At 69.0% G+C, this 24,399-nt stretch carries 31 protein-coding genes and 2 tRNA genes; 9 read left to right on the forward strand and 24 right to left on the reverse strand.

All coding sequences use genetic code 11. The features are described 5' to 3' along the window. Positions 1-139 precede the first annotated feature (139 nt). On the reverse strand, positions 140-451 hold the full coding sequence (locus tag F6X53_RS22450; RefSeq protein ID WP_151002586.1) for an FtsB family cell division protein: 312 nt from the start codon (positions 449-451) through the stop codon (positions 140-142). Between the two features lie 106 nt (positions 452-557). After that, positions 558-1,847: a phosphopyruvate hydratase gene (gene eno, locus F6X53_RS22455; protein ID WP_151002587.1), complete on the reverse strand. Its 1,290-nt coding sequence runs from the start codon at positions 1,845-1,847 to the stop codon at positions 558-560. A gap of 287 nt (positions 1,848-2,134) precedes the next feature. Between eno and queF the strand changes: the two genes are divergently transcribed. Next, the gene (queF, locus tag F6X53_RS22460) at positions 2,135-2,584 is read left to right on the forward strand and encodes a preQ(1) synthase (protein ID WP_151002588.1); all 450 of its coding nucleotides are present in this window, start codon (positions 2,135-2,137) and stop codon (positions 2,582-2,584) included. 565 nt (positions 2,585-3,149) lie between these two features. On the opposite strand, the gene F6X53_RS22465 is transcribed toward queF, so the two are convergent. The 10 genes from F6X53_RS22465 to F6X53_RS22510 all read right to left on the reverse strand — a co-directional run bounded on the left by F6X53_RS22465 (position 3,150) and on the right by F6X53_RS22510 (position 13,924). Continuing rightward, complete coding sequence (locus F6X53_RS22465; protein WP_151002589.1) at positions 3,150-3,467, reverse strand: hypothetical protein; 318 nt, start codon at positions 3,465-3,467, stop codon at positions 3,150-3,152. 242 nt (positions 3,468-3,709) lie between these two features. Continuing rightward, on the reverse strand, positions 3,710-4,576 hold the full coding sequence (gene kdsA / locus F6X53_RS22470) for a 3-deoxy-8-phosphooctulonate synthase (protein WP_151002590.1): 867 nt from the start codon (positions 4,574-4,576) through the stop codon (positions 3,710-3,712). 9 nt (positions 4,577-4,585) lie between these two features. Then, entirely contained in the window at positions 4,586-5,110 is a 525-nt protein-coding gene (locus F6X53_RS22475; RefSeq protein ID WP_151002623.1) for a hypothetical protein, read from the reverse strand. A gap of 89 nt (positions 5,111-5,199) precedes the next feature. Beyond that, positions 5,200-5,667 carry a hypothetical protein gene (locus F6X53_RS22480; protein ID WP_151002591.1) on the reverse strand — a complete coding sequence of 156 codons (468 nt, stop codon included), beginning with the start codon at positions 5,665-5,667 and terminating at the stop codon, positions 5,200-5,202. A gap of 232 nt (positions 5,668-5,899) precedes the next feature. Continuing rightward, on the reverse strand, positions 5,900-7,435 hold the full coding sequence (locus F6X53_RS22485; protein WP_151002592.1) for a Do family serine endopeptidase: 1,536 nt from the start codon (positions 7,433-7,435) through the stop codon (positions 5,900-5,902). Positions 7,436-7,571: 136 nt separating this feature from the next. Then, entirely contained in the window at positions 7,572-10,286 is a 2,715-nt protein-coding gene (locus F6X53_RS22490) for a valine--tRNA ligase (protein WP_151002593.1), read from the reverse strand. A 140-nt stretch (positions 10,287-10,426) separates the two neighbouring features. Continuing rightward, positions 10,427-11,035 (reverse strand): PopZ family protein, encoded by a 609-nt coding sequence (locus F6X53_RS22495; RefSeq protein WP_191970943.1) that lies wholly within the window; start codon positions 11,033-11,035, stop codon positions 10,427-10,429. Positions 11,036-11,194: 159 nt separating this feature from the next. Further along, positions 11,195-12,586, reverse strand: a complete 1,392-nt coding sequence (locus tag F6X53_RS22500) for a TolC family outer membrane protein (protein WP_238296135.1) — start codon at positions 12,584-12,586, stop codon at positions 11,195-11,197. 404 nt (positions 12,587-12,990) lie between these two features. Beyond that, positions 12,991-13,644 carry a protein-L-isoaspartate O-methyltransferase family protein gene (locus F6X53_RS22505; protein ID WP_151002595.1) on the reverse strand — a complete coding sequence of 218 codons (654 nt, stop codon included), beginning with the start codon at positions 13,642-13,644 and terminating at the stop codon, positions 12,991-12,993. A gap of 206 nt (positions 13,645-13,850) precedes the next feature. Next, positions 13,851-13,924: transfer RNA gene (locus F6X53_RS22510), tRNA-Cys, on the reverse strand. 285 nt (positions 13,925-14,209) lie between these two features. Here F6X53_RS22510 and F6X53_RS22515 point away from each other — a divergent pair. After that, positions 14,210-14,285, forward strand: a tRNA-Asn gene (locus F6X53_RS22515). An 88-nt stretch (positions 14,286-14,373) separates the two neighbouring features. Here the strand turns inward: F6X53_RS22515 and F6X53_RS22520 are convergent. The 9 genes from F6X53_RS22520 to F6X53_RS22560 form a co-directional block, all read right to left on the reverse strand. After that, on the reverse strand, positions 14,374-15,579 hold the full coding sequence (locus F6X53_RS22520; RefSeq protein ID WP_244965609.1) for a site-specific integrase: 1,206 nt from the start codon (positions 15,577-15,579) through the stop codon (positions 14,374-14,376). Beyond that, on the reverse strand, positions 15,542-15,844 hold the full coding sequence (locus F6X53_RS22525; protein ID WP_151002596.1) for a hypothetical protein: 303 nt from the start codon (positions 15,842-15,844) through the stop codon (positions 15,542-15,544). Before F6X53_RS22525 ends, F6X53_RS22520 begins: the two co-directional genes overlap by 38 nt. 3 nt (positions 15,845-15,847) lie before the next feature. After that, positions 15,848-16,060, reverse strand: a complete 213-nt coding sequence (locus tag F6X53_RS22530) for a hypothetical protein (RefSeq protein WP_151002597.1) — start codon at positions 16,058-16,060, stop codon at positions 15,848-15,850. Continuing rightward, complete coding sequence (locus F6X53_RS33290) at positions 16,053-16,481, reverse strand: hypothetical protein (RefSeq protein WP_238297524.1); 429 nt, start codon at positions 16,479-16,481, stop codon at positions 16,053-16,055. The genes F6X53_RS22530 and F6X53_RS33290 overlap by 8 nt, the downstream gene beginning before the upstream one ends. Positions 16,482-16,950: 469 nt before the next feature. Next, positions 16,951-17,601 (reverse strand): hypothetical protein, encoded by a 651-nt coding sequence (locus tag F6X53_RS22540; RefSeq protein ID WP_151002598.1) that lies wholly within the window; start codon positions 17,599-17,601, stop codon positions 16,951-16,953. Beyond that, positions 17,598-17,864 (reverse strand): hypothetical protein, encoded by a 267-nt coding sequence (locus tag F6X53_RS22545; RefSeq protein WP_151002599.1) that lies wholly within the window; start codon positions 17,862-17,864, stop codon positions 17,598-17,600. Before F6X53_RS22545 ends, F6X53_RS22540 begins: the two co-directional genes overlap by 4 nt. Beyond that, positions 17,864-18,085 carry a hypothetical protein gene (locus F6X53_RS22550; protein WP_151002600.1) on the reverse strand — a complete coding sequence of 74 codons (222 nt, stop codon included), beginning with the start codon at positions 18,083-18,085 and terminating at the stop codon, positions 17,864-17,866. Before F6X53_RS22550 ends, F6X53_RS22545 begins: the two co-directional genes overlap by 1 nt. Continuing rightward, on the reverse strand, positions 18,082-18,273 hold the full coding sequence (locus F6X53_RS22555; RefSeq protein WP_151002601.1) for a hypothetical protein: 192 nt from the start codon (positions 18,271-18,273) through the stop codon (positions 18,082-18,084). The genes F6X53_RS22550 and F6X53_RS22555 overlap by 4 nt, the downstream gene beginning before the upstream one ends. Further along, a complete protein-coding gene (locus F6X53_RS22560) occupies positions 18,273-18,713 on the reverse strand; it encodes a hypothetical protein (RefSeq protein ID WP_238297929.1) in 441 nt (146 codons plus the stop codon). The genes F6X53_RS22555 and F6X53_RS22560 overlap by 1 nt, the downstream gene beginning before the upstream one ends. Before the next feature lie 219 nt (positions 18,714-18,932). Between F6X53_RS22560 and F6X53_RS22565 the strand changes: the two genes are divergently transcribed. Continuing rightward, positions 18,933-19,193, forward strand: a complete 261-nt coding sequence (locus tag F6X53_RS22565) for a hypothetical protein (protein WP_151002602.1) — start codon at positions 18,933-18,935, stop codon at positions 19,191-19,193. A gap of 246 nt (positions 19,194-19,439) precedes the next feature. Here the strand turns inward: F6X53_RS22565 and F6X53_RS22570 are convergent, their stop codons facing one another. Further along, a complete protein-coding gene (locus tag F6X53_RS22570; protein WP_151002603.1) occupies positions 19,440-20,234 on the reverse strand; it encodes a LexA family transcriptional regulator in 795 nt (264 codons plus the stop codon). 259 nt (positions 20,235-20,493) lie between these two features. Further along, positions 20,494-20,751, reverse strand: a complete 258-nt coding sequence (locus F6X53_RS22575; protein ID WP_151002604.1) for a hypothetical protein — start codon at positions 20,749-20,751, stop codon at positions 20,494-20,496. A gap of 154 nt (positions 20,752-20,905) precedes the next feature. On the opposite strand from F6X53_RS22575, the gene F6X53_RS22580 reads away from it, so the two are divergent. Beyond that, positions 20,906-21,187 (forward strand): hypothetical protein, encoded by a 282-nt coding sequence (locus tag F6X53_RS22580; RefSeq protein WP_151002605.1) that lies wholly within the window; start codon positions 20,906-20,908, stop codon positions 21,185-21,187. A 232-nt stretch (positions 21,188-21,419) separates the two neighbouring features. Here F6X53_RS22580 and F6X53_RS22585 read toward each other — a convergent pair whose 3' ends face one another. Next, positions 21,420-21,680: a hypothetical protein gene (locus F6X53_RS22585; protein ID WP_151002606.1), complete on the reverse strand. Its 261-nt coding sequence runs from the start codon at positions 21,678-21,680 to the stop codon at positions 21,420-21,422. A 47-nt stretch (positions 21,681-21,727) separates the two neighbouring features. Between F6X53_RS22585 and F6X53_RS22590 the strand changes: the two genes are divergently transcribed. The 5 genes from F6X53_RS22590 (at position 21,728) to F6X53_RS22610 (ending at position 24,374) form a co-directional block, all read left to right on the forward strand. Next, positions 21,728-22,135 (forward strand): hypothetical protein, encoded by a 408-nt coding sequence (locus F6X53_RS22590; RefSeq protein WP_151002607.1) that lies wholly within the window; start codon positions 21,728-21,730, stop codon positions 22,133-22,135. Next, the gene (locus F6X53_RS22595) at positions 22,132-22,575 is read left to right on the forward strand and encodes a RusA family crossover junction endodeoxyribonuclease (RefSeq protein ID WP_151002608.1); all 444 of its coding nucleotides are present in this window, start codon (positions 22,132-22,134) and stop codon (positions 22,573-22,575) included. Before F6X53_RS22590 ends, F6X53_RS22595 begins: the two co-directional genes overlap by 4 nt. Positions 22,576-22,689: 114 nt before the next feature. Next, complete coding sequence (locus F6X53_RS22600; RefSeq protein ID WP_151002609.1) at positions 22,690-23,493, forward strand: ATP-binding protein; 804 nt, start codon at positions 22,690-22,692, stop codon at positions 23,491-23,493. Between the two features lie 6 nt (positions 23,494-23,499). Next, complete coding sequence (locus F6X53_RS22605) at positions 23,500-24,042, forward strand: DUF669 domain-containing protein (protein WP_151002610.1); 543 nt, start codon at positions 23,500-23,502, stop codon at positions 24,040-24,042. Between the two features lie 89 nt (positions 24,043-24,131). Next, the gene (locus tag F6X53_RS22610) at positions 24,132-24,374 is read left to right on the forward strand and encodes a hypothetical protein (protein ID WP_151002611.1); all 243 of its coding nucleotides are present in this window, start codon (positions 24,132-24,134) and stop codon (positions 24,372-24,374) included. Positions 24,375-24,399 lie beyond the last annotated feature (25 nt).

The raw sequence follows: 24,399 nt of genomic DNA on the forward strand, positions 1-24,399 counted from the left end.
CTCCGATCGCCCGGAAAGAGCCGTTTGACGGCATCAGGGCCAGGTCAGGCCGCCGCTTCCGGACAGATTTATCGCCCTGCCCGGGTATGGGGCCGGGTGTCCTGTACCCTTGGTTGCAGCGACGCAGGTCGCCGCCGGGTCAGGGATCGATGATCACGACATCGTTGGCGTGGACGCGGCCGAGCACGACACGGGCGCGCTCCTCCAGGAGGTCGCGGTCGATCTGCTCGCTGCGCAGGAGCGCGACCCGGTGCTCCCAGACCGCCCGCTCCGCCTTGGCGGTGGCCAGTTCCTGGCTCAGCCCATAGGCCTGGATCTTGAGGGCGCGCTTGGCCTCGAGGCCGCGATTGCCGTTCTCGGCCTGGTACACGAAGTACCCGACCACGAGGGCCGACACGGTCCAGAGACCGAGCGGCATGAGTACGGTTCTGACGCGGCGACGGACGACCATGGGCCGACCCTGACCCGACAAGGTTAAGGAAGGCTTTTCGCCACGAGGGCCCGAGCAGGACGCCCCGGTCGGGGTCGCGCCGGAGCGCCCTGCCCGGCCCGTCTCCTCAGCGGCGCGCGATCTGCTTGATGGCGGCGCTGCCGGCGTAGCGCCCCTGCGCGCCGAGGCCCTCCTCGATGCGGATCAGCTGGTTGTACTTGGCCAGTCTGTCGGAGCGCGCCAGCGAGCCGGTCTTGATCTGCCCGCAATTCGTCGCGACCGCGAGGTCCGCGATGGTCGAATCCTCGGTCTCGCCGGAGCGGTGGGACATCACCGCCGTGTAGCCGGCGCGTTGCGCCATATCGACGGCGGCCAGCGTCTCGGTGAGCGAGCCGATCTGGTTCACCTTGACCAGGATCGCGTTGGCGGTGCCCGAATCGATGCCGCGCGCGAGCCGCTCGACATTCGTCACGAACAGGTCGTCGCCGACGAGCTGGCAGGAGGCGCCGATCTTCTCGGTGAGGAGCTTCCAGCCCTCCCAATCGTCCTCCGCCATGCCGTCCTCGATCGAGACGATCGGGTACTTGGCGGCGAGCTCGGCGAGGTAATCGACCTGGGCGGCGATGTCGCGGGTCTTGCCCTCGCCCTCGTAGCGGTAGGCGCCGTCCTTGAAGAACTCGGTGGCGGCGCAGTCCAGCGCCAGCACCATGTCGGCACCGGGCTTGAAGCCCGCCGCCTGGATCGATTCCATCACGAAGTCGAGCCCGGCCTCGGCCGAGGGGAGGTTGGGGGCGAAGCCGCCCTCGTCGCCCACATTGGTGTTGTGGCCGGCCTTCTTCAGCGCGCCCTTGAGCGTGTGGAACACCTCCGAGCCCATGCGCACGGCCTCGGCGAGCGAGGAGGCGCCCACCGGCATGATCATGAATTCCTGGAAGTCGATCGGGTTGTCGGCATGCGCGCCGCCGTTGATGATGTTCATCATCGGCACCGGCAGGACGCGCCCCTGCACGCCCCCGATGTAGCGGTAGAGGGGCAGGCCCGCGGTCTCGGCCGCGGCCTTGGCGACGGCGAGCGACACGCCCAGGATCGCGTTGGCGCCGAGGCGCGCCTTGTTGGGCGTGCCGTCGAGCTCGATCATCGCCTCGTCGATGGCGACCTGATCCTCGGCATCCATGCCGCCGATCGCGTCGAGGATCTCGGTCTGCACGGCGTTGACCGCCTTGCGCACGCCCTTGCCGCCGAACCGGCTCTTGTCGCCGTCGCGCAGCTCCACGGCCTCATGGGCGCCCGTCGAGGCGCCCGACGGCACGGCCGCGCGGCCGAAGGATCCGTCCTCGAGCAGCACGTCCACCTCGACGGTGGGGTTGCCGCGGCTGTCCAGAATCTCGCGGGCGGCGATGTTGGTGATCGCGGTCATCAAAGTTCCCTCTCGAGACGGCGTCGGGCTCGGGCCGGAGCCCCGGGGGCAGCCGGGCCGGCGCGCGACGGAGCGCCGCGGGCGGGATGCGGCATCGGCGCAGGGGCTTATCCGTCAACGCGCGGCGTCGGGCAAGCACCCGCTCCGCTTCGGAGGGACACGAAGCGCTGAATTCGCAAGGGGCCGGCCTCAAGTTTTTCTTGAGCGCGCCGCCATCCTGAATCCCCCCGCGCCCGGGTCGCAGGCAGAGGATGCATCCCGGGCGCGGGAGCGCTATAGGGCGCCCCATGACGAACGAGCCCCTGCAGCTCGGGCAGGCCAGCGCCCTGCCCGCCTCCCCCGACGAGGCCCGCCTCGACCGGGTGCCGAACCCGCATCCGGACACGGATTACCTCGCGCGCTTCACGGCGCCCGAGTTCACCTCGCTCTGCCCGGTGACCGGACAGCCGGATTTCGCCATCCTGGTGATCGACTACGTGCCGGATCGCTGGCTCGTGGAATCGAAGGCGCTGAAGCTCTACCTGCACAGCTTCCGCAACCACGGGGCCTTCCACGAGGATTGCACCGTGGCGATCGGCAAGCGGCTGCGCGACCTCCTGGAACCGCGCTACCTGCGCATCGGCGGCTTCTGGTATCCGCGCGGCGGCATCCCGATCGACGTGTTCTGGCAGACCGGCGCGCCGCCGACATCGATCTGGCTGCCCGATCCCGGCGTGCCGCCCTACCGGGCGCGCTAGAGCTGCGCCCGATCGCGTTGCAACGGGCTGGAAAATAGGCAGCCCCGGTCCGGTTCGGCGCGACGGCCCCCTCTCCCGTGCGGGAGAGGGTTGGGGTGAGGGGTGCGCGTCGTCCGGAGAAGTCGCACCCCTCACCCGGTCGGCTCGCGCCGACTCGACCTCTCCCGGACGGGAGAGGTGGGGCACAGCGTCATTCCAGGGCTCCGTTTCGCGGTCTCGGGATGACGGCGCGGGCAGCGCGATGGACCCCCTCTCCCGTGCGGGAGAGGGTTGGGGTGAGGGACGAGCGGCTTCAGGATGGAGCATGCGGTCGTATCGCCGACCGGGCGCCGATCGGGCGCACCTCGTTCTGAAAGGTCTCGACCCTCACCCTGTCCCTCTCCCGCACGGGAGAGGGGATCCGCGCCCGCTTCGGCACGGGCGCGGCCAACGGTCCCGTCGCAACGCGATTGGGAACAGCTCTAATCGCGCGCATGCGCTGATCGCGCGCATGAAAAAGGGCGGCCGGTTGGAACCGGCCGCCCTTCTTGTCTAGATCGCCGCGATCCTAGATCGCCGCGATGGCTCAGTAGCCGTAACCGTAACCGCCGCCGTAGCCGTAGGCCGGGGCGTAGCCGCGGTCGTAATAGCCGTAGCGGGGGCCGTAGGCGTCGCGCGCCGCGCCGGCCGCGATGGCGCCCGCGGCGAGACCCGCGATGCCGAGACCCACGGCCGCACCGGTGCCGATGCCGCGGCGCCCGCCGCGATAGCCGTGCCCGCCGTAGCCGTAGGCATGGCCGTGCCCGTAGCCGTGGCCGTAGCCACGCGGCCGGGCATCGGCAGCCGTCGCCGTGAGGGCGCCGATCGACAGAGTAACGGCGGAGATGAGAGCGAGCTTGCGCATGCTATCCTTTCACGAATGGTGATCCGATTGGGAAGTCCAACGCCCTTGCTGCCAAGTCGTTCCGGACGATCATGACCAACCCGCCTGAACGAATACCGAACGGGGAGGCCAGCGCCGCGCGATCATTTCGGGAGCCGCGCGGGAAACGTCTACACGCGCGTTCCACCTCGGTTCAGCGTGATGTCGCGCCCGGAACCGCCCTGCCCGGCCGCGCGACGATGATCGGGCGGCGGAATCCGAGGTCAGGCCTCGCCCGCGCGTCCGTCCTTTGCCAGCCGGTCGAAGGCCTGCAGCCGGGCCAGCAGCGCCGGCATGTCCTTGAGCGCCACCATGTTGGGGCCGTCGGAGGGGGCGCGGTCGGGGTCGGGATGCGTCTCGATGAAGAGGCCGGCGACGCCCACCGCGACGGCGGCGCGGGCGAGAACGGCGACGAATTCGCGCTGCCCGCCGGAGGTCGCCCCCTGGCCGCCCGGCTGCTGCACCGAGTGGGTCGCGTCGAACACCACCGGGAGACCGCCCGTCACCTGCGCCATGATGGGCAGGCTGCGCATGTCGGACACGAGGGTGTTGTAGCCGAAGGAGGCGCCGCGCTCCGTCACCAGCACGTTCGGGTTGCCGGCCCCCGTCAGCTTGGCGGCCACATGCGCCATGTCCCAGGGCGCGAGGAACTGCCCCTTCTTGACGTTGACGGTGCGGCCCGTGGCGGCCGCTGCCAGCAGGAGGTCGGTTTGGCGGCAGAGAAAGGCCGGGATCTGCAGCACGTCGACGACTTCGGCGGCGGGGGCGCATTGCTCGGCCGCGTGGACGTCGGTGAGCACCGGCAGGCCGAAACGCGCCTTGATCTCGGCGAAGATCGGCAGCGCCTCCGCGAGGCCGAGGCCCCGGGCCGAACCCGCCGAGGTGCGGTTCGCCTTGTCGAAGGAGGCCTTGAAGACGAGGCCGAGGCCGAGGCGGTCGGTCATCGCCTTGAGGGCTTCGGCGATCTCGAGGGCGTGCGCGCGGCCCTCGAGCTGGCAGGGGCCGGCGATCAGCCCGAGGGGCCGGTCGTTGGCGAAGGCGACGTCGCCGACGCGCACGGTGGCGGGAGCGGGGAGATTCAGGCTCGTCATGCGGGCGGTCTAGCCCGCGGAGCCGGCGCGGGAAAGTCCGGCCGGGGGAAACGCCGCCCGGCTCCGCAGCACCTCGGGACGCTGGCGCCGAAGCACGCAGACCGTGAGGTCGCCCGAGAGCGCGTCGCCGCGCGGGCCGGTCTCGCAGCGGAGCGCGGCCCGGCCGGCGAGGCCCTCCTGCGGGGCGCCCGTCAGCAGCGAATCCTGGTGCAGCCGCAAAGCCAGCACCTCGGCCTCCCGCGCCCGGGCGCCCGCGAGCCCCTGCGCGGCGAGCCCGATCAGAGTGAAGAAAGGCGCGCGCGGCTCGCGCTCCCGGGCGGCGAAGACCATCCGGGTCGGTTCGCGGCAATCGAGGCTCATGCGCTCCGCATCGGCCGCCCGGAACACCGCCAGGGGGCCGCTGCGCCCGGCCAGGGAGGCGCCGGTCGCGCGGATCATCCGGGCCGTGAGAGCGTCGCAGCCATTCGCCGCATGGGCAGGACCCGGGCAGCCGGCGGCGAGGAGAAGGCCGATCAGGAGGTGGCGCGGGATCATCTGGGCTTCGCGGGTGGGGGCTTCGGCACCGATGTAGCGCATTTCCGGCACCGGAGTATCCGGCACCGGAGTATCCGGTCCCGCCGGCCTCAGCGCTCCCCGAGGGAGCCGGTCGTGTCGGTCGGGCCCGCCCCGGCGCAGGCCGCGGGCGCATGGGCGCGCAGCATCCGGGGCAGCCGCACAGGGTGCTCGCCCGCCGCATCGTGCAGGATTCCCGTCAGCGCCTCCGTCGAGAGGGTGCCCCGGAAGGAGACGGGCCCGGCCTCCGTCTCCGCCGTGAAGGCCAGCGCCTTGGTCGCGTCGTCCAGGGCGAAATCGGTGCCCTGCGCCGGGGCGATCTCCTGCCCGAGGCCCGATTCGTAGACGAGGCCGTCGCCCTTCGGCGAGCGCCGGAGGGTGATGCGACGCCCCCCGAGCCCGCCGCTCGCCGTCAGGGTGCAGAGGTCGGCATAGACGTAGGTGCCCGAGTTCCAGGCGGGGCGCGCCGCGAGCGGGCCCGGCACGAGGGCCAGCGCCGACAGCGTCATGAGCGCACCACACAAACCCGCCGCGCGCATCGCACCACTCCCTCGCCCGACGGATCGCCACCCGGATCCGGGCGCGCGTGATGCGGGCGCCATGCAGGATTCGGGCGAGCGTGACTGTGCGATGCCTCACATCTGCGCCAGTCCGGCCGATCGCCGCCCGGGCCGCGCAGACGCGCGAGGGGATGGACCACGAAGGCCGGCGCCGCCCCCGGATGGGGGCGGCGCCGGGCAGGATGGCGGATCCGTGCGGAGGGCGCGGGCGTCAGCCGGCGTTCTTCGAGAGCGAGACCGCGACGAAGCGGGTGACGCCCTTCTGGCTCTTGATGCGCATCAGCACCGCCTTGCGGCCGCTCGATTCGGCCGAGCGGATGCGCTCGGCGACCTCGGAGGGCTTCGTCACGCTCTGGCCGGCGACGTCGAGGATGATGTCGCCCTGCTCGATGCCCTTGGCGGCGGCCGGCCCGTCGGGATCGACCTCCATCACCACCACGCCCGCGTCGGAGAGCCCGACCTCGGCGGCCGGGGCGAGGCTGAGGCCGAGGCGCGGCTGGCCATCGGTGGCATCGCCGCCGCGGCTCGCGACCTTGCCGCCATCGGTCGGCAGGGCCCCGAGGGTGATGGTCGCCGTGTCCGCCTTGCCGCCGCGCAGATAGGCGACCTCGACCTTGGCGCCGGGCTTTAGGCCGGCGATCTTGCGGGACAGGTCCTTGGCGTCGCCGACGGGGGTGCCGTTGACCGACTCGATCACGTCGCCGGACTTGAGGCCGGCCTTGGCGGCCGGCGTGCCGTTCTCGGCGTGATCCACGAGGGCGCCCTTCGGCTTGTCGAGGCCGAGCCCCTCGGCGATGTCCTGCGTCACGGGCTGGACCTGCACGCCGAGATAGCCGCGGGCCACCTTGCCGTCCGTGCGCAGCTGCTCGACCACCGCCTGCACGGTCTCGGCCGGGATCGCGAAGGCGAGGCCCACGCTGCCGCCCGAGGGCGAGGCGATCGCGGTGTTCACGCCCACCACCTCGCCGTTGACGTTGAAGGTGGGGCCGCCCGAATTGCCCTTGTTGATGGGGGCGTCGATCTGCAGGAAATCGTCGTAGGGGCCGGCGCCGATATCCCGGCCGCGGGCCGAGACGATGCCGGCCGTCACGGTGCCGCCGAGGCCGAACGGGTTGCCGATCGCCACCACCCAGTCGCCGACGCGCGGAGCGGCCTTGCCGAATTGCACGTAGGGATAGGTACCCGCATCCGTGATCTTCAGGAGGGCGATGTCGGTCTTGGCGTCCTTGCCGATGACCTTGGCGTCGAGGGTACGGTTGTCGTCGAGGGTGACCTGCACGGTCTTGGCGTGATCGACCACGTGGTTGTTCGTCACCACGTAGCCGTCGGCCGAGATGATGAAGCCCGAGCCCACGGCGCCGCGCTGGCCCTGGCGCTGCGGCGTGCCCGGGATGGCGCCGTTCGGGCCGCCCTGCCCGCCCTGGCCGAAGCGCTTGAAGAACTCGCGCAGCTGGGGCGGCACGTTCTGGAGGCCGCGGCCCTGGCCCGGGCCGTCCTCGTCGGCCTCGGCCGTGTCGTCGAGCTTCACCTTCACCGAGACGACGCCGGGCTTCACCTTGTCGACGATGTTGGCGAACGAGCCCGGCGGATGCTCCGGGGCCTCGATCGGGGTCTTGGGCAGGGCCTGGGCGAAGGCCGGGGTCGTCGGCTGGACGAAGCCGACGCCCACCGCGCCGCCGGCCACCAGGGCGGCCGCGGCGACGGAGGCGAGGGCGTTGCGGCGGAAACGGGTCGGCTGAACGGGCATCAGGGAGTCTCCGGGAGGGAAAGCGGCGCCGCTCGATGAGCGGAACGTGATGCTTTCTCTACGGAGGGGTGCCTGACCCGGCCGTGGCGCCCGCATTACGGTTTCGTCAGGTTCGGCCGGCAGGGCACGCGGGCCGTCAGGCCTCCAGCCGCGCCAAGGCCTCCCGGATCTTGACCAGCCGGGCGGCCTCGGCGTCGCGGCGCTCGCGCTGCTCGTCCACGACCTCCTCGGGGGCGCGGGCGATGAAATCGGCGTTGCCGAGCTTGGCCTCGATCTTCCGGATCTCGCCCTCGCCCTTCGCGGCCTCCTTGCGCAGCCGCGCGACCTCCGCCCCGAGATCGACGATGCCCTCGAGCGGCAGCGCCGCGACGCTGCCGCGCACGAGGAGCTGCACGGAATTCTTCGGCGCGGCCTCTTCGAAGCGGATCTCGGAGAGGCGGGCGAGCCGGACCAGGGTGTCGCGCCAGGTCTCGATCCGGGCCCGCACGGCGGAATCCGCCCCGACCAGCCAGAGCGGCACCTGCGCGCCCGCCGGGACATTGGTCTCCGAGCGGGCCGAGCGCACCTCGGAGACGAGATCGACGATGAAGCCGATCTCGGCCTCGGCGCCCGGATCCGCGAGACCTTCGAGCTGCGGCCAGGGGGCGAGCGCCAGGAGGCCGCGATCGGGCAGGCCCTCGCCCTTGATCGCCCAGAGCTCCTCCGTGAGGAACGGCATGAACGGGTGCAGGAGCTTGGCGATCTGGTCGATCAGGAAGGCGATGGTGGCCTGCGTCTCCGCCCGGGCGGCCGGATCGGCCCCCTCCCCCTGCAGGACCGGCTTGGCGAGTTCGAGGTACCAGTCGCAGAAGATGTTCCAGACGAAGCGATAGGCCGCGCCCGCCGCGTCGTTGAAGCGGTAGGCCGCGAGCGCGCCCTCGACCTCCGCCACCGCGCGCGCCGCCTCGCCGAGCGCCCAGCGGTTCAGGGTCTCGCGCGCGGCGTCGGGCCGGTAGCGCGGATCGAGGCGGCAGCCGTTCAGCTCGGCGAAGCGCGCCGCGTTCCAGAGCTTCGTGGTGAAGTTGCGGTAGCCCTCGACGCGGCTGACGCTCAGCTTGATGTCGCGCCCCTGCGCCGCCATCGCGGTCAGCGTGAAGCGCAGGGCATCCGCCCCGTACTGGTCGATGAGCACGAGGGGATCGACGACGTTCCCCTTCGACTTCGACATCTTGGCACCCTTCTCGTCGCGCACGAGGGTGTGCAGGTAGACGGTGTCGAAGGGCACGCGGTCGGTGACGTGCAGGCCCATCATCATCATGCGGGCGACCCAGAAGAACAGGATGTCCTTGCCGGTCACCAGGGTGTTGGTGGGGTAGTAGCGGGCGAGCTCGGGCGTGCTCTCGGGCCAGCCCAGCGTCGAGAACGGCCAGAGCGCGGAGGAGAACCAGGTGTCCAGGACGTCCGCGTCGCGGCGGAGTTCCACCGGGCGGCCGTGCCGGGCCTCGGCCAGCGCCAGGGCCTCCGCCTCGCTCAGCGCCACGTAGGGCGTGCCCTCGGGGTCGAACCAGGCCGGGATCTGGTGGCCCCACCAGAGCTGGCGCGAGATGCACCAGGGCTCGATGTTCTCCAGCCACTGGAAGAAGATCTTCTCGTAGTTCTCCGGCACGAACCGGGTCTGGCCGTCGCGCACGGCCTGAAGCGCCCGCTCGGCGAGCGGCTTCACGTTCAGGTACCATTGGTCGGTGAGATAGGGCTCGATCACGACGCCCGAGCGGTCGCCGTGGGGCACCGCGTGGGTGTTCGGCTCGATCAGCCGCAGCAGGCCCCGCGCCTCCATGAGGGCGACGACGCGGGTGCGCGCCGCGAACCGGTCGAGGCCGTGAAGCGCCAGCGCCTCCGGCTCAGGCGTGGCCGAATCGAGGAAATCCGCGTTGTCGGCCAGCAGGATGCGCGCCTCGGGATCCAGGATGTTGATCGGCCGGGTCCCGTGGCGGCGGCCCACCTCGAAATCGTTGAAATCATGCGCGGGCGTGATCTTGACCGCGCCGGTGCCCTTCTGGGGATCCGAATATTCGTCGGCCACGATCGGGATCAGCCGGTTGACGAGGGGCAGGCGCACGCGCTGGCCGACGAGGGCGGCGTAGCGCGCGTCCTCCGGATGCACCGCCACGGCGGTGTCGCCAAGCATCGTCTCGGGCCGGGTGGTGGCGACCGTGATGATCGCGCCGGTCTCGCGGCCGGCCGCGTCCACCACGGGATAGTCGAAGTGCCAGAGATGGCCCTTCACCTCGACCTGCTGCACCTCGAGATCCGAGATCGCGGTCTGGAACTTCGGGTCCCAGTTCACCAGGCGCTTGTCGCGGTAGATCAGCCCCTGGGCATGGAGGTCGACGAAGACCTTCAGGACCGCGGCCGAGAGGCCCTCGTCCATGGTGAAGCGCTCGCGCGACCAGTCGCAGGAGGCCCCGAGGCGCTTGAGCTGGTTGACGATGGCGCCGCCCGATTCCGCCTTCCAGGCCCAGACCCGCTCGACGAAGGCCTCGCGGCCGAGGCTGCGCCGGTCCGGCGCGCCGGTCTCGGCGAGGCGGCGCTCCACCACCATCTGGGTCGCGATGCCGGCATGGTCCATGCCCGGCTGCCACAGCACGTCGCGGCCGCGCATGCGCTCGAAGCGCACCAGTATGTCCTGCAGCGTGTTGTTGAGGGCATGGCCCATATGGAGCGTGCCCGTCACGTTCGGCGGCGGGATCACGATGCAATAGGGCTCGGCCCCGGCCCGGTCCGGGCGTCCGGCCCGGAAGGCTCCGTGCGCGTCCCAGGCGGCGCTGACGCGCGCCTCGGCGGCGGCGGGGGCGAAGGTCTTGTCCATCATGGGCGGCGGGCCAATCGTGCGGGCGTCCTGGGATTTCGCCCGCTTTCAACCCGTCCCGGGCCCCGCGTCAACACGAGGCCGCCCGATGGCCGCCCGATGACCGCCATCCGGGCCCGCGTTCCGGCGCGGGCGAGGTCGTCTCAGCGCCCGCGCGAGACCCGCTCGATCTCGGCGCGCACCAAGCGCTCGACCATGGTCGGCAGGTTGTCGTCGAGCCACGCCTTCAGCATCGGCCGGAGCATGTCCTTGACGAGGTCCTCCAGGGTGCGGCTGTTCTGGCTGAGCACCGTGTGGGCCAGCATGGAGAAGGCCTGGTTCACGCTGGCATCGGTCGTCGTCGAGGTCAGGCGCTCGACCGGCGCGTCGAGGAAGGGGTCGTGCAGTTCGGCGGGCGGCGGCTCCCGGCGCGGCGCGGGGGCGATGACGGCCCGTGGCGGCGGCTCGAAGACGGGCTCCGGCTCGGGCTCGGGCTCCACCTCGATGGCGTCGAAATCGAGGGCCTCGTCGCCGAAATCGATCGGCTCCGGCTCGATCGGCTGCGGGGCGGCCTCGAGCTTGCGCACGGGCTCGGCGACCTCGGCGAGGTCGAGCACGTCGTCGTTCTCAGGCGGCGGCGGGGCGGAGCGGACGGGGGTCGCCTCCGGCTTCACCGCCTGATCGTCGGCGATGATGCGGCGGATGGAGGCGAGGATCTCCTCCATCGAAGGCTCGGCGGCCTTGTCCTGCGTCTTGGGGCTCGCTGCACTCATCCGGACGGCGCTCGGCAGGGGGAGGAAGTCTAGAACGACGCCGGCCAGTATTTCACGCCCTGAGCCCTGGACAAGCGCATCCGCGACACAGTCCCGGAGAAATGGAGCGCGGTGCCCGGAGAAACGCGTGACGGGAGCGGATGCCGAGGCCCCCGCGCCTCAGCGCCCGTCCGTGGTGCGCACGCCGTACCAGAGATCCTTGACCTGGTCGTAATGGGTCTTGGCGCTGTAGGCGGCCACGGGCAACGCCGTGAAGCGGGCGGTGAGGCGGCCGATCGCCTGCACGACGCCGTAGGAGAACACGACGCGGTTGCGCTGGGCCACGATCAGGTTGACGCGGGCGTTGAGCAATTCCTGCTGCGCGTTCAGGACGTCGAGGGTGGTGCGCTGGCCGACGCGGGCCTCCTCGCGCACGCCGTTGAGCGCCACCTCGTTGGCCTGGACCTGGGCCTGGGAGGCGATCACCTGGGCCTTGGCGGCCTCGAGCTGGCCCCAGGCCGAGACCACGGCGGCCCGGATCTGGTCGCGCACCTGCTCGACCTGGATGCGGGCCTGCCCGACCTGCTCCTTGGCCTGGCGGATCTGCGCGTATTCCTGGCCGCCCTGGTAGATCGGGATCGTCAGCCGGCCGAGGATCGAGGCGGCGACGCCGTTCGAGTTGCGGATCTGCTGGTCGTAGCTCTGGGCGACCGAGCCCTGCAGGCTGACGCTCGGGTAGAGCGCGCCCTCAAGCACCTTCACCTGCGCCTCCGCGGCATCGACCGCGTGCATCTGCGACAGGATCGAGGGGTGCTCCTTGAGGCCGATATCGACCGCGGCGTTGAGGCTGGCCGGGACGTAGCGGTCGAGGGGACGGCCGGGGGCGAGCTGGCGCGGCTCGACGCCGATCACCTGCCGGTAGATGCCGATCGAGGAGCGCAGCTGCGACTCGGAGGCGCTGACCTGCGAGCGGGCGCCGGCGAGGCGCGCCTCGGCCTGGGCCACGTCGGTGCGGGTCACCTCGCCGACATTGAAGCGGTCGCGGGTCTGGCGGAGTTGCTCCTCGAGCACCTCGACGTTGTTGCGGTTGAGCTCCAGGTTGGCGGTGTCGCGCAGGACGTCCATGTAGGCCTGGGCGGCGTTGAACAGGGTCGAGAGCTCGGTGAAGCGCAGGCTCTCGCGCTGGCTGTAGACGGTCGATTCCGCGCGCCGGGTGGAGTTGTCGGTCTGGAAGCCGTTGAACAGGTTCTGGGTGACGGTGATGCCCGCCTGCCCCGGGATCAGGGTCTGCCGCAGGTTCGCGCCGGAGAGGTTGCCCTCGGTGTAGGTGGTGCCGATGCTGGCCTGGACGCCGACGGTGGGCCGGTAGCCCGACTGCGCGATGGCCACGTTCTCATCCGTCGCGCGCACGCCGGCACGCCCCGCATTGAGCTGCGGGTTGCCCGCATAGGCCCGTGCCAACGCGCTCTCCAGCGTCTCGGCCCGGACCGGGCTGGCGGCCGCGATGCTGGCCGCGGCAGCGATGCCGGTCAGCCGAAGCGCGGGGCGCGTCGCAGGTTTGCGTCTACTCACGTCGATCAGCCCTTGCGGTTTCTCGAAGGAACCGGATTCCCGTCTCGCGACGGTTGTGGCGCGTTGATACGCACCTTCCAGTTAAGCCCGCCCTAGCGCCGACATTAGCCGAGCTTGAACCGTCGGGCCCAGGGGCCCGGGGGTCCTGGCGGAAGAATCGTGGGAAGGTGGCGCATAAAAGCGACACTCGCAGAGCGCGAATTCAGGCGGATTCCGCCGATTTCACGTTGCAAGAACACGGGGTTGCCGCCGACAGGGCCTCCCGCGTCCTGATTCGTACCAAAGCACCCGGGCCGCGTTCCGGCAAGGAGCGCCGCGCCCCGCCACGCCCCGGCCGGGCCATGGCCCGGCATCCGAGGCGCGCGCGCCCGCCCGATTCCCACGGCGCGCGGGGCCTTCTGCAATCAGAACGAGAAGCCGGCCTCGGCCGCGAAGGCGGAGAGGCCCGGCAGGTTCGCGTCGAAGAGGGGGCGCGCCCCGAAGGCGTCGCCGGCCCGCACGAACAGCGTGGTCTTGGCGGCGCGATCCGGCCCCATCACGCAGACGAGGCGTCCCCCATCCTTGAGCTGGTCGAGGAGGGCCTGGGGCCGCAGCTCGACGCGGCCCTCCACCAGGATGGCATCGTAGGGCCCCTGCTCGGGCGCGCCGGCAGCCAGCGGCGCCTCGCGCAGCTCGATCTCGGCCCCGAGCCGTTCCCGCGCGGCCTGCGCCAGGGCCGTGACCGGCTCCAGGGCCAGCACCCGCCCGCCGAGGCGGGCCAGGATGGCGGCGGCGTATCCGTAGCCCGCCCCGATATCGAGGACGCGGTTGCCGGGCCGGATCGCCAGGGCCTGGATCATCCGGGCCAGGACCATCGGGGCCGGCAGGAAGCGGACGTCGCCGTCCTGGTCCCCGAGGCGCAGGGTCTGGTCGATATAGGCGAAATCCTCGCGGCCCGGGGGCACGAAACGCTCGCGCGGCACGGCGTCGAACGCGTCCAGGACCGCAATGTCGTTCACGTCGAAGGTCCGCAGCTGACAATCGACCATGAGGCGTCGCGCCTGCGCATAATCGAGCATGATGGCTGGTATCCCTCGACGCGTGTCGGTCTCGCGCCCTCGGCCGGGCCCGGGCGGGTCCGGGCCGGACGCCCAAGCTGGCGGGTTTGTCGTGGATCGGCCCGCAAAAGGCAAGGTTCCCGCGCGAAGGCCGGCGGCCCCCTGTCAGGCCCGCCCTCGCGCGCCCGGGACGGGGATGCGGCGGGTCGTCGATGCTGGATGAAGATTGGAGGCCTCGGAGGGAATCGAACCCCCGTGCAAGGATTTGCAGTCCTCTGCGTAACCACTCCGCCACGAGGCCGTCCGGCGCGGGCGGCCCTCGAGTCGGGGCCGGCAAGCGCGCCCCCGCCCGGGCGGCCGGTGCGGGGGAGAGGGGTCTCTAGCAGAGGCATGGTGCGGTGGGCAACGGTGTTTCTCTCCGCTCCCTCGCCCCGTCGCCCGCCCTTCGCCGCGCCCCTGCGGGCCCTCGCGCGCGTACCGTGATCGCCGGATGTCCCCGCCCCGCGGCTTCGTGACGGAATCGTCAAACAACCCGCAAAAGCACCCTTGCGCCCGGCATCCCCGATGTGTAGACACCCGGCCGTGGTCCCCGATAGCTCAGTTGGTAGAGCAAGCGACTGTTAATCGCTTTGTCGCAGGTTCGAGTCCTGCTCGGGGAGCCAAATACCTTCAGGCACTTAGCGCGATTTCCAGCCGGAGCTTGTTACCGGCATTTTTCAGTCTGTTACCGCAGTCTGTTCTGGAAGCGTTTCAGCCTTCTTTGCGGCCCCTTCGGCGGGCCGCCCGCAGCTCTGCCACGCGGCTCGACTGCACCACCCCTCCCCGGTTGTAGATCATCGTCGTCGACATCTGCGTGTGCGTCGCCGTGCGCATCACGTCGGCCGGCTCCGCGCCCGCCTCGAAGGCTTCCGACACGGCGCCCGCGCGGCTGTCCATGTTCCAGACCTCGTCCGGCCAGCCCGCGGCGCGTGCGATCTTCCGGAACGTGTGCGAGAAGTGGGTCCGCTTCCACGGCTTGCCCGAGCGCTCGTCGATCAGGATCGGCCCGACCCCTCGCGGCGGCAGCTCGGCCACGATGTCGGGATGCACTCGTAGATCATGCTCGGCCACCTCGTTGCCGTTCGACTTCGACGTCGGCTTGCGCAGGAGCATGGCCGCATCGATGTGGCTCCAGATCAGCCCCCAGTGCCAGACCCAGGCGCCGTCCGTGATCGCGCCGGCGATGCGCGCCCGCTCGTCCTCCGAGGGGCGGTACCACTCGCCGATGACGTCCTTCTGCCGCAGACCCAACTCGAACTGCAGGGTGACGGCGAGTGCGATGCTCGCCCGCCCGGCCTCGTGCGCGGCCTGCCGTAGGGCGACGATCTGCTCGTAGGTTGGCCGACGCTTGCGCGCCTTCGGCATCCGGAACTCGGTCTTCTCCAGCACGGCCGCGAGCTCGATCGCGTCGCTGTCGCGCAGCTCGCACCCATAATTCACGGCTCGGCGGAGCGTCTGGATACAGGCGTAGGCGCTGCGCTCGCCGAGCTCAGCGACCCATTCCTTGTGCCAGCGGCGCACGTCGCGCCCAACGATCTGCGACAGGTACTCGTCGCCGGCCTTGTCGACGAGGTGCCGGATGTACTTGCTGTAGAAGGTGCGGGTGTCCTGCCGCTTCTCGTGGAAGGGCGAGTCGGGATCGGTCTCGAACGCACGGCAAACCCAGGCGAGGGTGCCTTCCGGCGCAGCGTTGCGTGCGGGCTCCCGGCCCGAGGCCCATTCTATCATCTCGGCGTGCAGGATGGCGCAGCGGGACGCGATCTCGGGGGAGGGCCACTCGCCGAACAGGCGAACGGTCTTGGGCAGGTAGCCCTTCGCGACGAGCTTCTCGTCCGCGACCCAGTAGAGATCGACGCGCCCGTTGTGGCGCTTCATGCGCTTAAGACCTGGCGCGTACAGGTCGTGGTCTTTGGGCATCGGTACCCTCCTCTCCCCGGCGAAGCGGCCGGGCGGAAGCATGTTCGCCGACATGGTGACGGCGGTCGAGGAAGGCTTTGACGGCCGGCCAGTAGCGGCCGCCCATCATGACGTCGACCTTCGGGAATCCGCCGCGCTCGAGGACTGTGGCGAGGCTCGGCCAAGTCTTGGCGCGGCCGGGCCCGACGACGAAGCGAGCGATCTCGTCCTCCGTCGGGTAGAGGCAGGTCGGCTCGGCGCGCTCCTGGGAACGGGACGTGGACATGGTTCAGGCGCCCTCCCCTCCAAACGTCCGCTCGATCGCATCCCCTGCCGCAGCCATCACGCCCCGAGCATGAGCGCGGGCCTCCTCGCGGTTCAGGCGCAGCACCACGATCATCGGCTCGCCCTCGGTGGCGATGGTCGTCGTGAGATCGACCGTACCGTCGGGGTTGCGGGTTGTGGTGAGGGTCCAGGTGTCTGCCTGCTGCTCGTCAGCCATGGCGCACCTCATGCATCAAACCCAACATTACTCCGGAAGATCCCTGGAGGCGGCGGTGGCCCGGCATTATTAAAGTAAACGATCCCAAATTTGCGCTGCTGGCTACGGGTGCATTCCGATGTCTCAGTTTTTCAAAATGATATTCGATATGATCTGCCTGGGTATTGGCGTTACAGCATTTGTCATGATCACACGCGACATGTTGTTCTTCGAGAACGCCAAGGATGATGCAGAGCAAGACACGCAGAGCTAACGCCACCCCGCGCGCTTCGGCCGGGCTCAGCGCGGCCCATGCGTCGGCCGAGATCGACCCGAAGTTGCGCATCACGCCGAGTTCGAGGGTGACCTCGCCGTTGCAGGTCCGGACGGCGATCGCGGAGCCCTGGTGCGGGTCGGTGCCGGTGCGGTCGTGGTAGGTCATGCTGCGGCTCCGTCGCCGAGCACGCTGACAGGGGCAGCCGGGATACGGGTGACGAAATCACCGGCCATCCTGCTCTCCTCTCGTTCATTCCATCCATAACGGGAAATATGCGTTCCAAAGTTGCCGTTGATCGTCGTGTATCGAATTAACTTACTGGCAGTCCCTGGAGCCTGAGATCTCGCAAGATCTCGACGCGGGTGAGGTGCTGCCGTGATTTTGCATTCAGAAGCCAATGCTCGCTCAGCGCTGGTAGACGCGGAGATTCTGCTCCGGGACTGGCCACGGAGGTTTGAGTGCAAAGCCGTTCGGTTGACAGGTGGCCGGGCGCTGGTCGCAACGAGGTTCGTGAAAGACCTCCCCGACTGGTTCTGTCTCTCGTTGGCGCCCCACTTCGAGCCGCAACCCTGCACAGTGATCTGGCGCGGGCGCGACACACTGAAGGTCATGATGTTCGAGTGACTGCGGCGGGTCATGCCGCCACCTCGCGCAGCAGGGCGTCGATGTTGGCCCGGTGGACGCTAAAGCTGATCGCGGCAATCCAGGGGTTTGCGAGCCAGGAACCTTTGCCGTGCAGGCGTTCCCACAGCTGCTCGAAGGCGATGCGGTGCAAATGCTCGTTGCCGACGCCGTGGTCGCAGATTGGCTCCACGCCCTCAGCCTTCGAGTCGGCTTCGCTAATGTCCTGCAGCCGCTCAACCCGCACATCGGTCACGACCAGCGTCAGGCGCGACGCCCAGCGCGGCATGTGGATGGACGGGCGCCAGCGCGCGATCTCACCCTCAACGGTGCCCTCATCGGCCCGGTAGAACCCGCGTTCGGCAAGGGCCTGCGCGCCCGGGTCGCCGTGGGTCAGAGCGTCGAGCGGGGCCCACGCTTCCCGGACATAGAGCCGATCGCCGACCGTGTAAGGCAGCGGGAGAGCCGCGAGACATCCTGTGCTCTCGCAGATGACTTCGGGGTCGCGGCCTCGCTCGTCGGTCTCCACCACGATCTTGAGCGGATCGGTGAAGATGCCGGCGGCCCAACCGGGGAACCGAACGAGGCGCCGCGTCTGCGTCTTTCGGCCAGCCAGTAGCGCGCGGACCATGGGCGCGCTGAAGATGATGGGACGATCGCTCATGCCACCCGTCCTTCTTCCTGATCTGCAGGCGTGCTCGTAGGCGAAGCGGGGCGGCCGAGAGCGGCCATGGTGCGGGCCGGCGCGTAGGTCGGCACCTCGACAAAGCCGAGGGCGTTCAGGATGGCTGGGCTGGGCTTGCGGACGCGCGTGAGCACGTAGTGGATCGTCTGGACCGAGATACCGGCCCGACCGCCCCAGCGCTTGCGCCCGCCCGCGGCCGAGATCTCGCGCTCGAGAACGGCAATGACGTCATCCTGGGTCATCACCGCTCTCCCGCCAGCGCGAGCGCGGCCTTGGCGATGTCCCGCGCCTCGTCGTGCGTCCGCGTGGCCGCGACGCGCTCCAGCGCCTGCCACAGCACCTCCGGATCCAGCGGCGTGTGGATCGGGATGTGCCGGCGCGCGGCGCGGGATTCCCGGATCAGATCGCGAGGCGGGACGCTGAAATCGGGGATCGTCGAAAAGGCGTTGTCGGGGCGGGTCATGCGGCCACCCCACAAGCCCAGACCGTCACGGGCCCGCCGGCCGCGATGGCGACGCCGAGCAGCATCAGCGCCAGTGCGGTGAGGTCGGGGTCACCGGCCTCGGTGCGGGGCATGCGCAGCCAGGGCCAGGCGACGAAGAGGGCGGCGAGCACGATGACGGCCGTCAGGAGGGCGATGATGAGGGGCATCACGCCACCTCAAGATCGGCAGCCGGGGCGGTGACCGTCAGGTCGTCCACGATCGCGGCGCGCTCGTTCGCATGCTTGCCCAGACGGTGGACGTGCAGCTCAGTGGCGCCAATCCGAAGCGCCTCACCCGTCCAGGCCGCGATGCGCCCGACGATGCCGTCTGCGATGATGCTGATGGGCTCGGCAATGCCGGCCTCATCCCGCCGCACCGCGATCATGACGCCTGGGCCGGCATCGACAACGTTCGTCGTCGTCAGCTGGTGCACACCCACCACGTAGCGTTTGCCCGATACGCCGCGCCAGGCGGACAGGGCGAGAGCCGGGGTGCCGGAGAGCCCGGTGGCCGTGCGCAGGCGCTCCTCGCGGACGTTGGCGCGTTTGGAGCGGTCATCTTTCAGGTCTTGCAGGAAGCGGAAGTTGTCGAAGGTGCGGCGGCGCATCGGGCGGCTCCATCGCGGGGTGGCGATGGGCAGGATCATAATGGGCAAATGCCCTATGTCAACGCCGTAATGGGCAATAGCCCTCAGTGTATGCCCATCGGCTTTATCCACCTCTGTCCACAGGCGCTGAAAAATTCGGTCCGGAACCGTTCTTTATGTTCTTCCTTTGTTCTCAGAACACGGGCAGCCTGAGCGTACTCACCCAGACGGAGTCGGCGCATGTCGGAGGTCACGTTCTACGTTTTCCAACCCTTCAAGCGAGCTGCAAAGGGCAACCGCATCATCGCTGGCGACGCAGTGCAGGTGCCCAACCGGCGTAGCGCGGAACGCGCAGTCGAAGCACTTCGCGGAGGCTTGGTCGGGGCGCTCGCCTTCTCACGGACTGGCGATCCAACGGAAGGCGAATGGGGCGATGCTGAACTGATCGCCCAGAACGGTTTGATCCCCGAAGAATTCCTGTCAGCGAGCCTGCCCTGGTGAAGCGTGCAAAGACGGCGAAGAGCAAAGACCCGCGCCTCGATGTCCCGCTCACCGCCTCGGATGCTGTTCGCGTCTCATGCGACGATTGCGGTCATCTCGGCTTCCTCGATCGAGCGCGATTGGACGAACTGGAAAGGCTGGACTGTCGGACTTTCGGCGACCTTGGACGGCGCCTCAAATGTTGGGATTGCTTTGGCGCGGGAGGCCTAGGCAAAAACATATCATTAGAAATGATCTGTGATGATCCTACGCGAAAAGAGATCCGACGATCACATGGATTGACTTGACCAGCTTGCGATCAATCTCGATTTCTCCCGCAGGATTATGCTGATACAGCACGAGCATGGAGCCAGAGTATCGAACAAACTCTTTGATATAGCCTTCGGGCGCGTCACCCTCCTGCTCCGGGTGAATCTGCACAACGACATCATCCCCACGCCTCGCTGGCCTGTGGGGATGAACCCACACCTTCTCGCCTTCCTTGAAGCGCGGCCGCATGCTGTCGCCGGCCACGTAGGTGGCGTAGGCGTCTTCGACGTTCTCTAGGATCGGCGGGCGTGGAATCGTCTCGATCACCTGGCCGTTGTAGACGAGCCTTCCATCGTCCCCGCCCTTCACCACGCCCAGCACGTCGAGGGGCGGCCCGTATTGCGGTGCCGCTTCCCGGCGTATGACCGACGACTCGGCCGCAAGCGTAGCTCTGCCTCGAAGCTCCGCCGCTCCGTCGACAACGCCGACGAGCCAGTCGGCTGACTTTCCGAGCTCGGCGGCGACCTTGAATAGGTTTTCGAGCTTCCCTCGACCGCGTTTCAGCGCGTCACGGACGTAGGTCTCACCGAGCCCGGCCGCGATCGACAGCTCTTTCATCTCGCGCCCTTGCGCGTTCATTTCCTCTTCCAGGCGGCGGCGGACTGCATTGTCGAGCATGGTGGGAGACTGCCCACCCTTTTGCCCATCGCCAATATGGCAGATGCCCATTGACTTGATGGGCAAATGCCCTTTATCTCTCTCGTTATGAGCGAGACCAGCCAGCTTCTTCATGAGATCGAGGCCTTCATCGGCACCACCGATATGGCCGCGAGCACATTCGGCCGTAAGGCAGTCAACGACGGCAAGCTCGTGACGAGGTTACGAGCCGGTAGCACCGTTACCTTGGAGAAGGCCTCACGGATCCGGAGCTTCATCCGGGCGGCGAGCGGGTCGGAGGATGACACGCAAGAGCTCCAGGTGCCGGCCGCTCCGCCACCGCGCTCCCGCGCCGACGTGCCGGCCCCGCTGACCTGCCCGTTCCTGGAGGGGCTTACTGAAGGCCAATCTCGATGATGGCCTTCATCCGAGCCTTGGCCTTCTCGCGAACGATGAGTTCGTGCCCGGGTGCTACGCGGAAGTCGACTTGGTCGATCGCGGCCGAGCCCATCTCTTTCCAGTGCGCGGCCGTGTCGATCGGATCGATGTCGGCCTCGCGGCAGAGCGTTGCGACCCGCCGCAGCATCATCAGGACCACCTGCTGCTGGGCAGTCTGCTCGGCAATCATGTCGTCGAAATTCTCGGGGCGCATGCGGCTCTCCGCTGATCGCAAACAATCGATCAAGCAGCAGTATGCCTCTGTGCTTCGCGCAATACGAGACTTTACAGAGCATTCATACGCCCCTGTGCGATACTGCACGATCTAAGTATTGTACTTGCGTCGTTCTTACTTGATGAGGTCTGGCGTGAACAGTGAAACCCGTACCGATGCTGGGGTCTGCAAGACCGACGAGGTTGGTACCGTCATCAGCTTCATCGACCGTGCGGGCGGCATGCTGCTCGTCGGCGTGCAGCGTCAGTGGAACGAGCTGAACAGCACGGTTCTGTCGCAGGCGATGACGCCCGATGAGGCACGGCATTATGCCGCCCGCCTCGTGGAGGAAGCCGCGCTCGCCGAGGCCGAGGTGCCGTGCGTGCCGCGGCTCGTGAGCTCCACCCCCGCCGTCGTGAGCCCCTGGAGCGCGTGATGTCCGACGTCACTCGCATCTGCCTCGGCGCCGCGCTTCTCTACACGGTCGTCGTGCTGGGCACTGTCGCCCGCGAGTGGCAGCGCCTGTTCGTCGATGCCGTCGAGGTGCGTCCGTGATGCGCGCCTCATCCCAGAATTCGCGCCTCGGCGCGTCCGTTGCCCTGATGGGCGTTTCCTCCCTGACTGGCCGGGGCCTTTGGGCTCCGGCCCTTTCCGGGGCCGCTCGCTGCTCACGCTCTGCCTGCCAGGGCGGTCGTGAGCCACACGATCAGGCTGCGCGCGTCGTGCGCCGGGGTCGTCTTCGCCCGCTTCTTTCTGCGGGCCAGCGCTGCGGCAGCGCGCGGGAAGCGCGTCTGCCAGCGCGGTATCTTCTCTCTCTTCGTCCGCCGATCGCCCTGCCAGGGGCTCTCGGCATCTCGTCCCGCGATCTGGGCTGCCAGGCCGTCGATCGCGCTGTTTTCTACGTCCTGCGTACCCTTTCGAGCCTCCATGTCCGCCTCGCTCCTGTCGACGTGCAATCGACCACAGGAGCGGTGCCTTGCGGCTCAACCCCGATTTGCGAACGAAGCAACCAGAGAGCCGCGCGATGACGACAGTCGCTACGGCCAGTCGCTACGCGCGCCGCCTCGTCGAGGTCGAGGCGCGGACGACAGGTCAGCCGGTCAAGGAGGTCGCGAAGCATGTCGCCGCCCGCCTTCGCCAACCCTATGGTTCTATCTGGGGCTTGCTCTTCCGAGCCCCGAAGACGGTGAGCGCCGAACTGCTGGTGGCGCTCCAGGAAGCCGTCGAGCGTCAGGTCCGGCTGGAGATCCAGGCCCTTGAGAATGAGCTTCTGGCAGTCCGTCTGGGCGCTCTTCGCCGCGATGATCGAGCGCTGGAAGAGATCGAAGCGGGCATCGCAGGACTGAAGGCGCGCCTCGCCGCCTCCCAGGAGGTGGCGCGATGACTCTCGCTTCTCTCATCGTCACCCTGCCGTATCCGCCGAGCGCCAACCGCATGTGGCGGCACGTCGGCAAGAAGGTGCTGCGCTCGGCCGAATACGAGCGCTGGCGAGCCGCCTGCACCTCGATCATTCAGGCAGAGACGCGCGGCCGAGGCTTCGATGGCCCCTACGCAATGGCGCTCGCGATCGGCCGACCGGACCGCCGGCGCCGGGACATCGACAACCTCATCAAGCCGGTGGGCGACGCCCTCGTTCTGGCCGGCGCCGTCGCCGACGACAGCGACTGTCAGCACATCGAAGCCGGCTGGGCCAGCGACGTCGTTGGCGTCCGCGTCCGCCTGCTCGAGACCACGAGAATTCAGCCTTCCACGACCGCGGCGCGGTCGGGATGCGCCGGCGACGGGGAGGCTGCCGCGTCGGCCTCCCCTGAGCTGGCCGCCTAGCAACACCGAGGGGCACCCGGAGCACCGCCGACGGGCGGTCAGGTCGCCATCCCTGTCTTGTTCCGGGTGCCCCCGGGCCTTCCCAAGACATGGCGACCGCACAGGAGAGAAGTGATGGCAGTATCCTGGGACTCGCTAACACAAAAGAAGAGGCCGCGACCTCCGGTCATCCTGGAGTACGGGCCAGAGAAGAGCGGCAAGACCACGCTGGCGTCCGAGTTCCCGGCGCCCTGCTTCCTCCAAACGGAAGAAGGTGATGGCGTTCTCGACATCGCGAGCATGGGCAAGATCGAGAGCTTCGAGGACCTCATGTCGGCGATCGGCATGCTCTACGAGCGCGAGCATGAGTTCCAGACCGTGGTCCTCGACAGCGTCACCGCCCTGCAGCCCATCATCTGGGCCGAGACCGGCGAGCGCGGGGACGATAAGGGCAACAAGAAGAAGCGCATCGAGGATTTCGGCTACGGTAAGGGCTACGTCTACGCCCTCGCGGTCTGGCAGGAAGTGCTCGACGGGCTGAATGCCCTGCGGCGCGATCGCGGCATGACGATCATCTTGATCGCGCACTCCAAGATCGAGCGCTTCGACGACCCGGAGACGGTCGGCTACTCCCGTTACGAGATCGACCTGCACGACAAGGCGCGCGACTTTCTGAAGCGCGAAGCCGACGTCGTGCTGCTGGTGAAGCCGGATGTCACCGTGAAGTCCGAGGACGCCGGGTTCAACAAGAGCCGCGCCATCGGCCAGGGCGGCCGCTCCGTCTGGATGCACGCCACCTCGCGCCCAGCCTACGCGGCCGGCAACCGGTACGGCCTGCCCGAGAAGACGCTCTACGAGCCCGGCAAGGGTTTTGACGCGCTCGCCCCCTTCTTCCCCCATCTCGCGACGGCGGAAGCCGCTCGCATCGCAGCGGAGTGATCAGACATGGCTTACCTCGGCAACACCTTCGACCCGAACGAGGTCCCGGACGACGAGCGCTCCTTCGAGCCGATGCCGGCCGGCGACTACAACATGCAGATCGTCGAGAGCGACATCGCGCAGACCAAGGCTGGCGGCGACATGCTGAAGCTCACCCTGGAGGTGATCGATGGCCCGTTCGCCAACCGGAAGGTCTGGGACAACCTCAACATCCGGAACTCGAACGCGGTGGCGCAGGGCATCGCGCAGCGCGCGCTCGCCGACATCTGCGCGGCGACCGGCACCGGGCCGATCGAGGACAGCGAGGACCTGCACTTCAAGCCGCTCGTCGTCACCCTCAAGATCGAGCCGGCGCGGGGCGAGTACGACGCCCGCAATGCGGTGAAGAAGTACAAGGCGCGCGGCGGTCAGCCGCCGGCTGCGAAGGCGGCGCCGGCCCAGCGCTCGGCGCCTCCGGCGTCGAATGGCGCAACACGTCCCGCCGGCGGGCGTCCCTGGGCCGCACCGTCGGGCGGTGCCCGCCCGGTCGCTGGCGACCCGCCGTTCTAGTCTAGCCGGGCGGCCGGCCCCGGTTTGCCCTCCTGAACCGGCCGCCCTTCCACCCCATCCGATTTCACATCGCACGAGGCTCGTGTTCGATGAACGCTACCGCTTTGCCTGACAAGGCGCCTGACGACACCATCACTATCACCCTGAAACGGTCTGAAGCCGGACGCCTCGGCGAAGGCATGGCGGACCTGCTGTGCTGGTGCCGCGGCTACATGGCGGGCCGGCCTGAGCACGATGCCTACTCACCTATGGGTGTCGAGGAGACCCGCACCGTTCGGCTTGCCATCTTGGATGCGCTGAATAGTGGCCGGACGCGGGGGATGCCTTTCTGATGGCCGCGCTCCCTCCTCCTCTCTC

Source organism: Methylobacterium soli (assembly GCF_008806385.1).
Taxonomy (GTDB): Bacteria; Pseudomonadota; Alphaproteobacteria; order Rhizobiales; family Beijerinckiaceae; genus Methylobacterium; species Methylobacterium soli.

Bases quoted from the DNA above. Each gene is read 5' to 3' on its own strand.
- F6X53_RS22450 (WP_151002586.1), bottom strand. From the start codon at position 451: ATGGTCGTCCGTCGCCGCGTCAGAACCGTACTCATGCCGCTCGGTCTC.
- eno (WP_151002587.1), bottom strand. From the start codon at position 1,847: ATGACCGCGATCACCAACATCGCCGCCCGCGAGATTCTGGACAGCCGC.
- queF (WP_151002588.1), top strand. From the start codon at position 2,135: ATGACGAACGAGCCCCTGCAGCTCGGGCAGGCCAGCGCCCTGCCCGCC.
- F6X53_RS22465 (WP_151002589.1), bottom strand. From the start codon at position 3,467: ATGCGCAAGCTCGCTCTCATCTCCGCCGTTACTCTGTCGATCGGCGCC.
- kdsA (WP_151002590.1), bottom strand. From the start codon at position 4,576: ATGACGAGCCTGAATCTCCCCGCTCCCGCCACCGTGCGCGTCGGCGAC.
- F6X53_RS22475 (WP_151002623.1), bottom strand. From the start codon at position 5,110: ATGATCCCGCGCCACCTCCTGATCGGCCTTCTCCTCGCCGCCGGCTGC.
- F6X53_RS22480 (WP_151002591.1), bottom strand. From the start codon at position 5,667: ATGCGCGCGGCGGGTTTGTGTGGTGCGCTCATGACGCTGTCGGCGCTG.
- F6X53_RS22485 (WP_151002592.1), bottom strand. From the start codon at position 7,435: ATGCCCGTTCAGCCGACCCGTTTCCGCCGCAACGCCCTCGCCTCCGTC.
- F6X53_RS22490 (WP_151002593.1), bottom strand. From the start codon at position 10,286: ATGATGGACAAGACCTTCGCCCCCGCCGCCGCCGAGGCGCGCGTCAGC.
- F6X53_RS22495 (WP_191970943.1), bottom strand. From the start codon at position 11,035: ATGAGTGCAGCGAGCCCCAAGACGCAGGACAAGGCCGCCGAGCCTTCG.
- F6X53_RS22505 (WP_151002595.1), bottom strand. From the start codon at position 13,644: ATGCTCGATTATGCGCAGGCGCGACGCCTCATGGTCGATTGTCAGCTG.
- F6X53_RS22520 (WP_244965609.1), bottom strand. From the start codon at position 15,579: ATGCCCAAAGACCACGACCTGTACGCGCCAGGTCTTAAGCGCATGAAG.
- F6X53_RS22525 (WP_151002596.1), bottom strand. From the start codon at position 15,844: ATGTCCACGTCCCGTTCCCAGGAGCGCGCCGAGCCGACCTGCCTCTAC.
- F6X53_RS22530 (WP_151002597.1), bottom strand. From the start codon at position 16,060: ATGGCTGACGAGCAGCAGGCAGACACCTGGACCCTCACCACAACCCGC.
- F6X53_RS33290 (WP_238297524.1), bottom strand. From the start codon at position 16,481: ATGACCTACCACGACCGCACCGGCACCGACCCGCACCAGGGCTCCGCG.
- F6X53_RS22540 (WP_151002598.1), bottom strand. From the start codon at position 17,601: ATGAGCGATCGTCCCATCATCTTCAGCGCGCCCATGGTCCGCGCGCTA.
- F6X53_RS22545 (WP_151002599.1), bottom strand. From the start codon at position 17,864: ATGACCCAGGATGACGTCATTGCCGTTCTCGAGCGCGAGATCTCGGCC.
- F6X53_RS22550 (WP_151002600.1), bottom strand. From the start codon at position 18,085: ATGACCCGCCCCGACAACGCCTTTTCGACGATCCCCGATTTCAGCGTC.
- F6X53_RS22555 (WP_151002601.1), bottom strand. From the start codon at position 18,273: ATGCCCCTCATCATCGCCCTCCTGACGGCCGTCATCGTGCTCGCCGCC.
- F6X53_RS22560 (WP_238297929.1), bottom strand. From the start codon at position 18,713: ATGCGCCGCCGCACCTTCGACAACTTCCGCTTCCTGCAAGACCTGAAA.
- F6X53_RS22565 (WP_151002602.1), top strand. From the start codon at position 18,933: ATGTCGGAGGTCACGTTCTACGTTTTCCAACCCTTCAAGCGAGCTGCA.
- F6X53_RS22570 (WP_151002603.1), bottom strand. From the start codon at position 20,234: ATGAAGAAGCTGGCTGGTCTCGCTCATAACGAGAGAGATAAAGGGCAT.
- F6X53_RS22575 (WP_151002604.1), bottom strand. From the start codon at position 20,751: ATGCGCCCCGAGAATTTCGACGACATGATTGCCGAGCAGACTGCCCAG.
- F6X53_RS22585 (WP_151002606.1), bottom strand. From the start codon at position 21,680: ATGGAGGCTCGAAAGGGTACGCAGGACGTAGAAAACAGCGCGATCGAC.
- F6X53_RS22595 (WP_151002608.1), top strand. From the start codon at position 22,132: ATGACTCTCGCTTCTCTCATCGTCACCCTGCCGTATCCGCCGAGCGCC.
- F6X53_RS22600 (WP_151002609.1), top strand. From the start codon at position 22,690: ATGGCAGTATCCTGGGACTCGCTAACACAAAAGAAGAGGCCGCGACCT.
- F6X53_RS22605 (WP_151002610.1), top strand. From the start codon at position 23,500: ATGGCTTACCTCGGCAACACCTTCGACCCGAACGAGGTCCCGGACGAC.
- F6X53_RS22610 (WP_151002611.1), top strand. From the start codon at position 24,132: ATGAACGCTACCGCTTTGCCTGACAAGGCGCCTGACGACACCATCACT.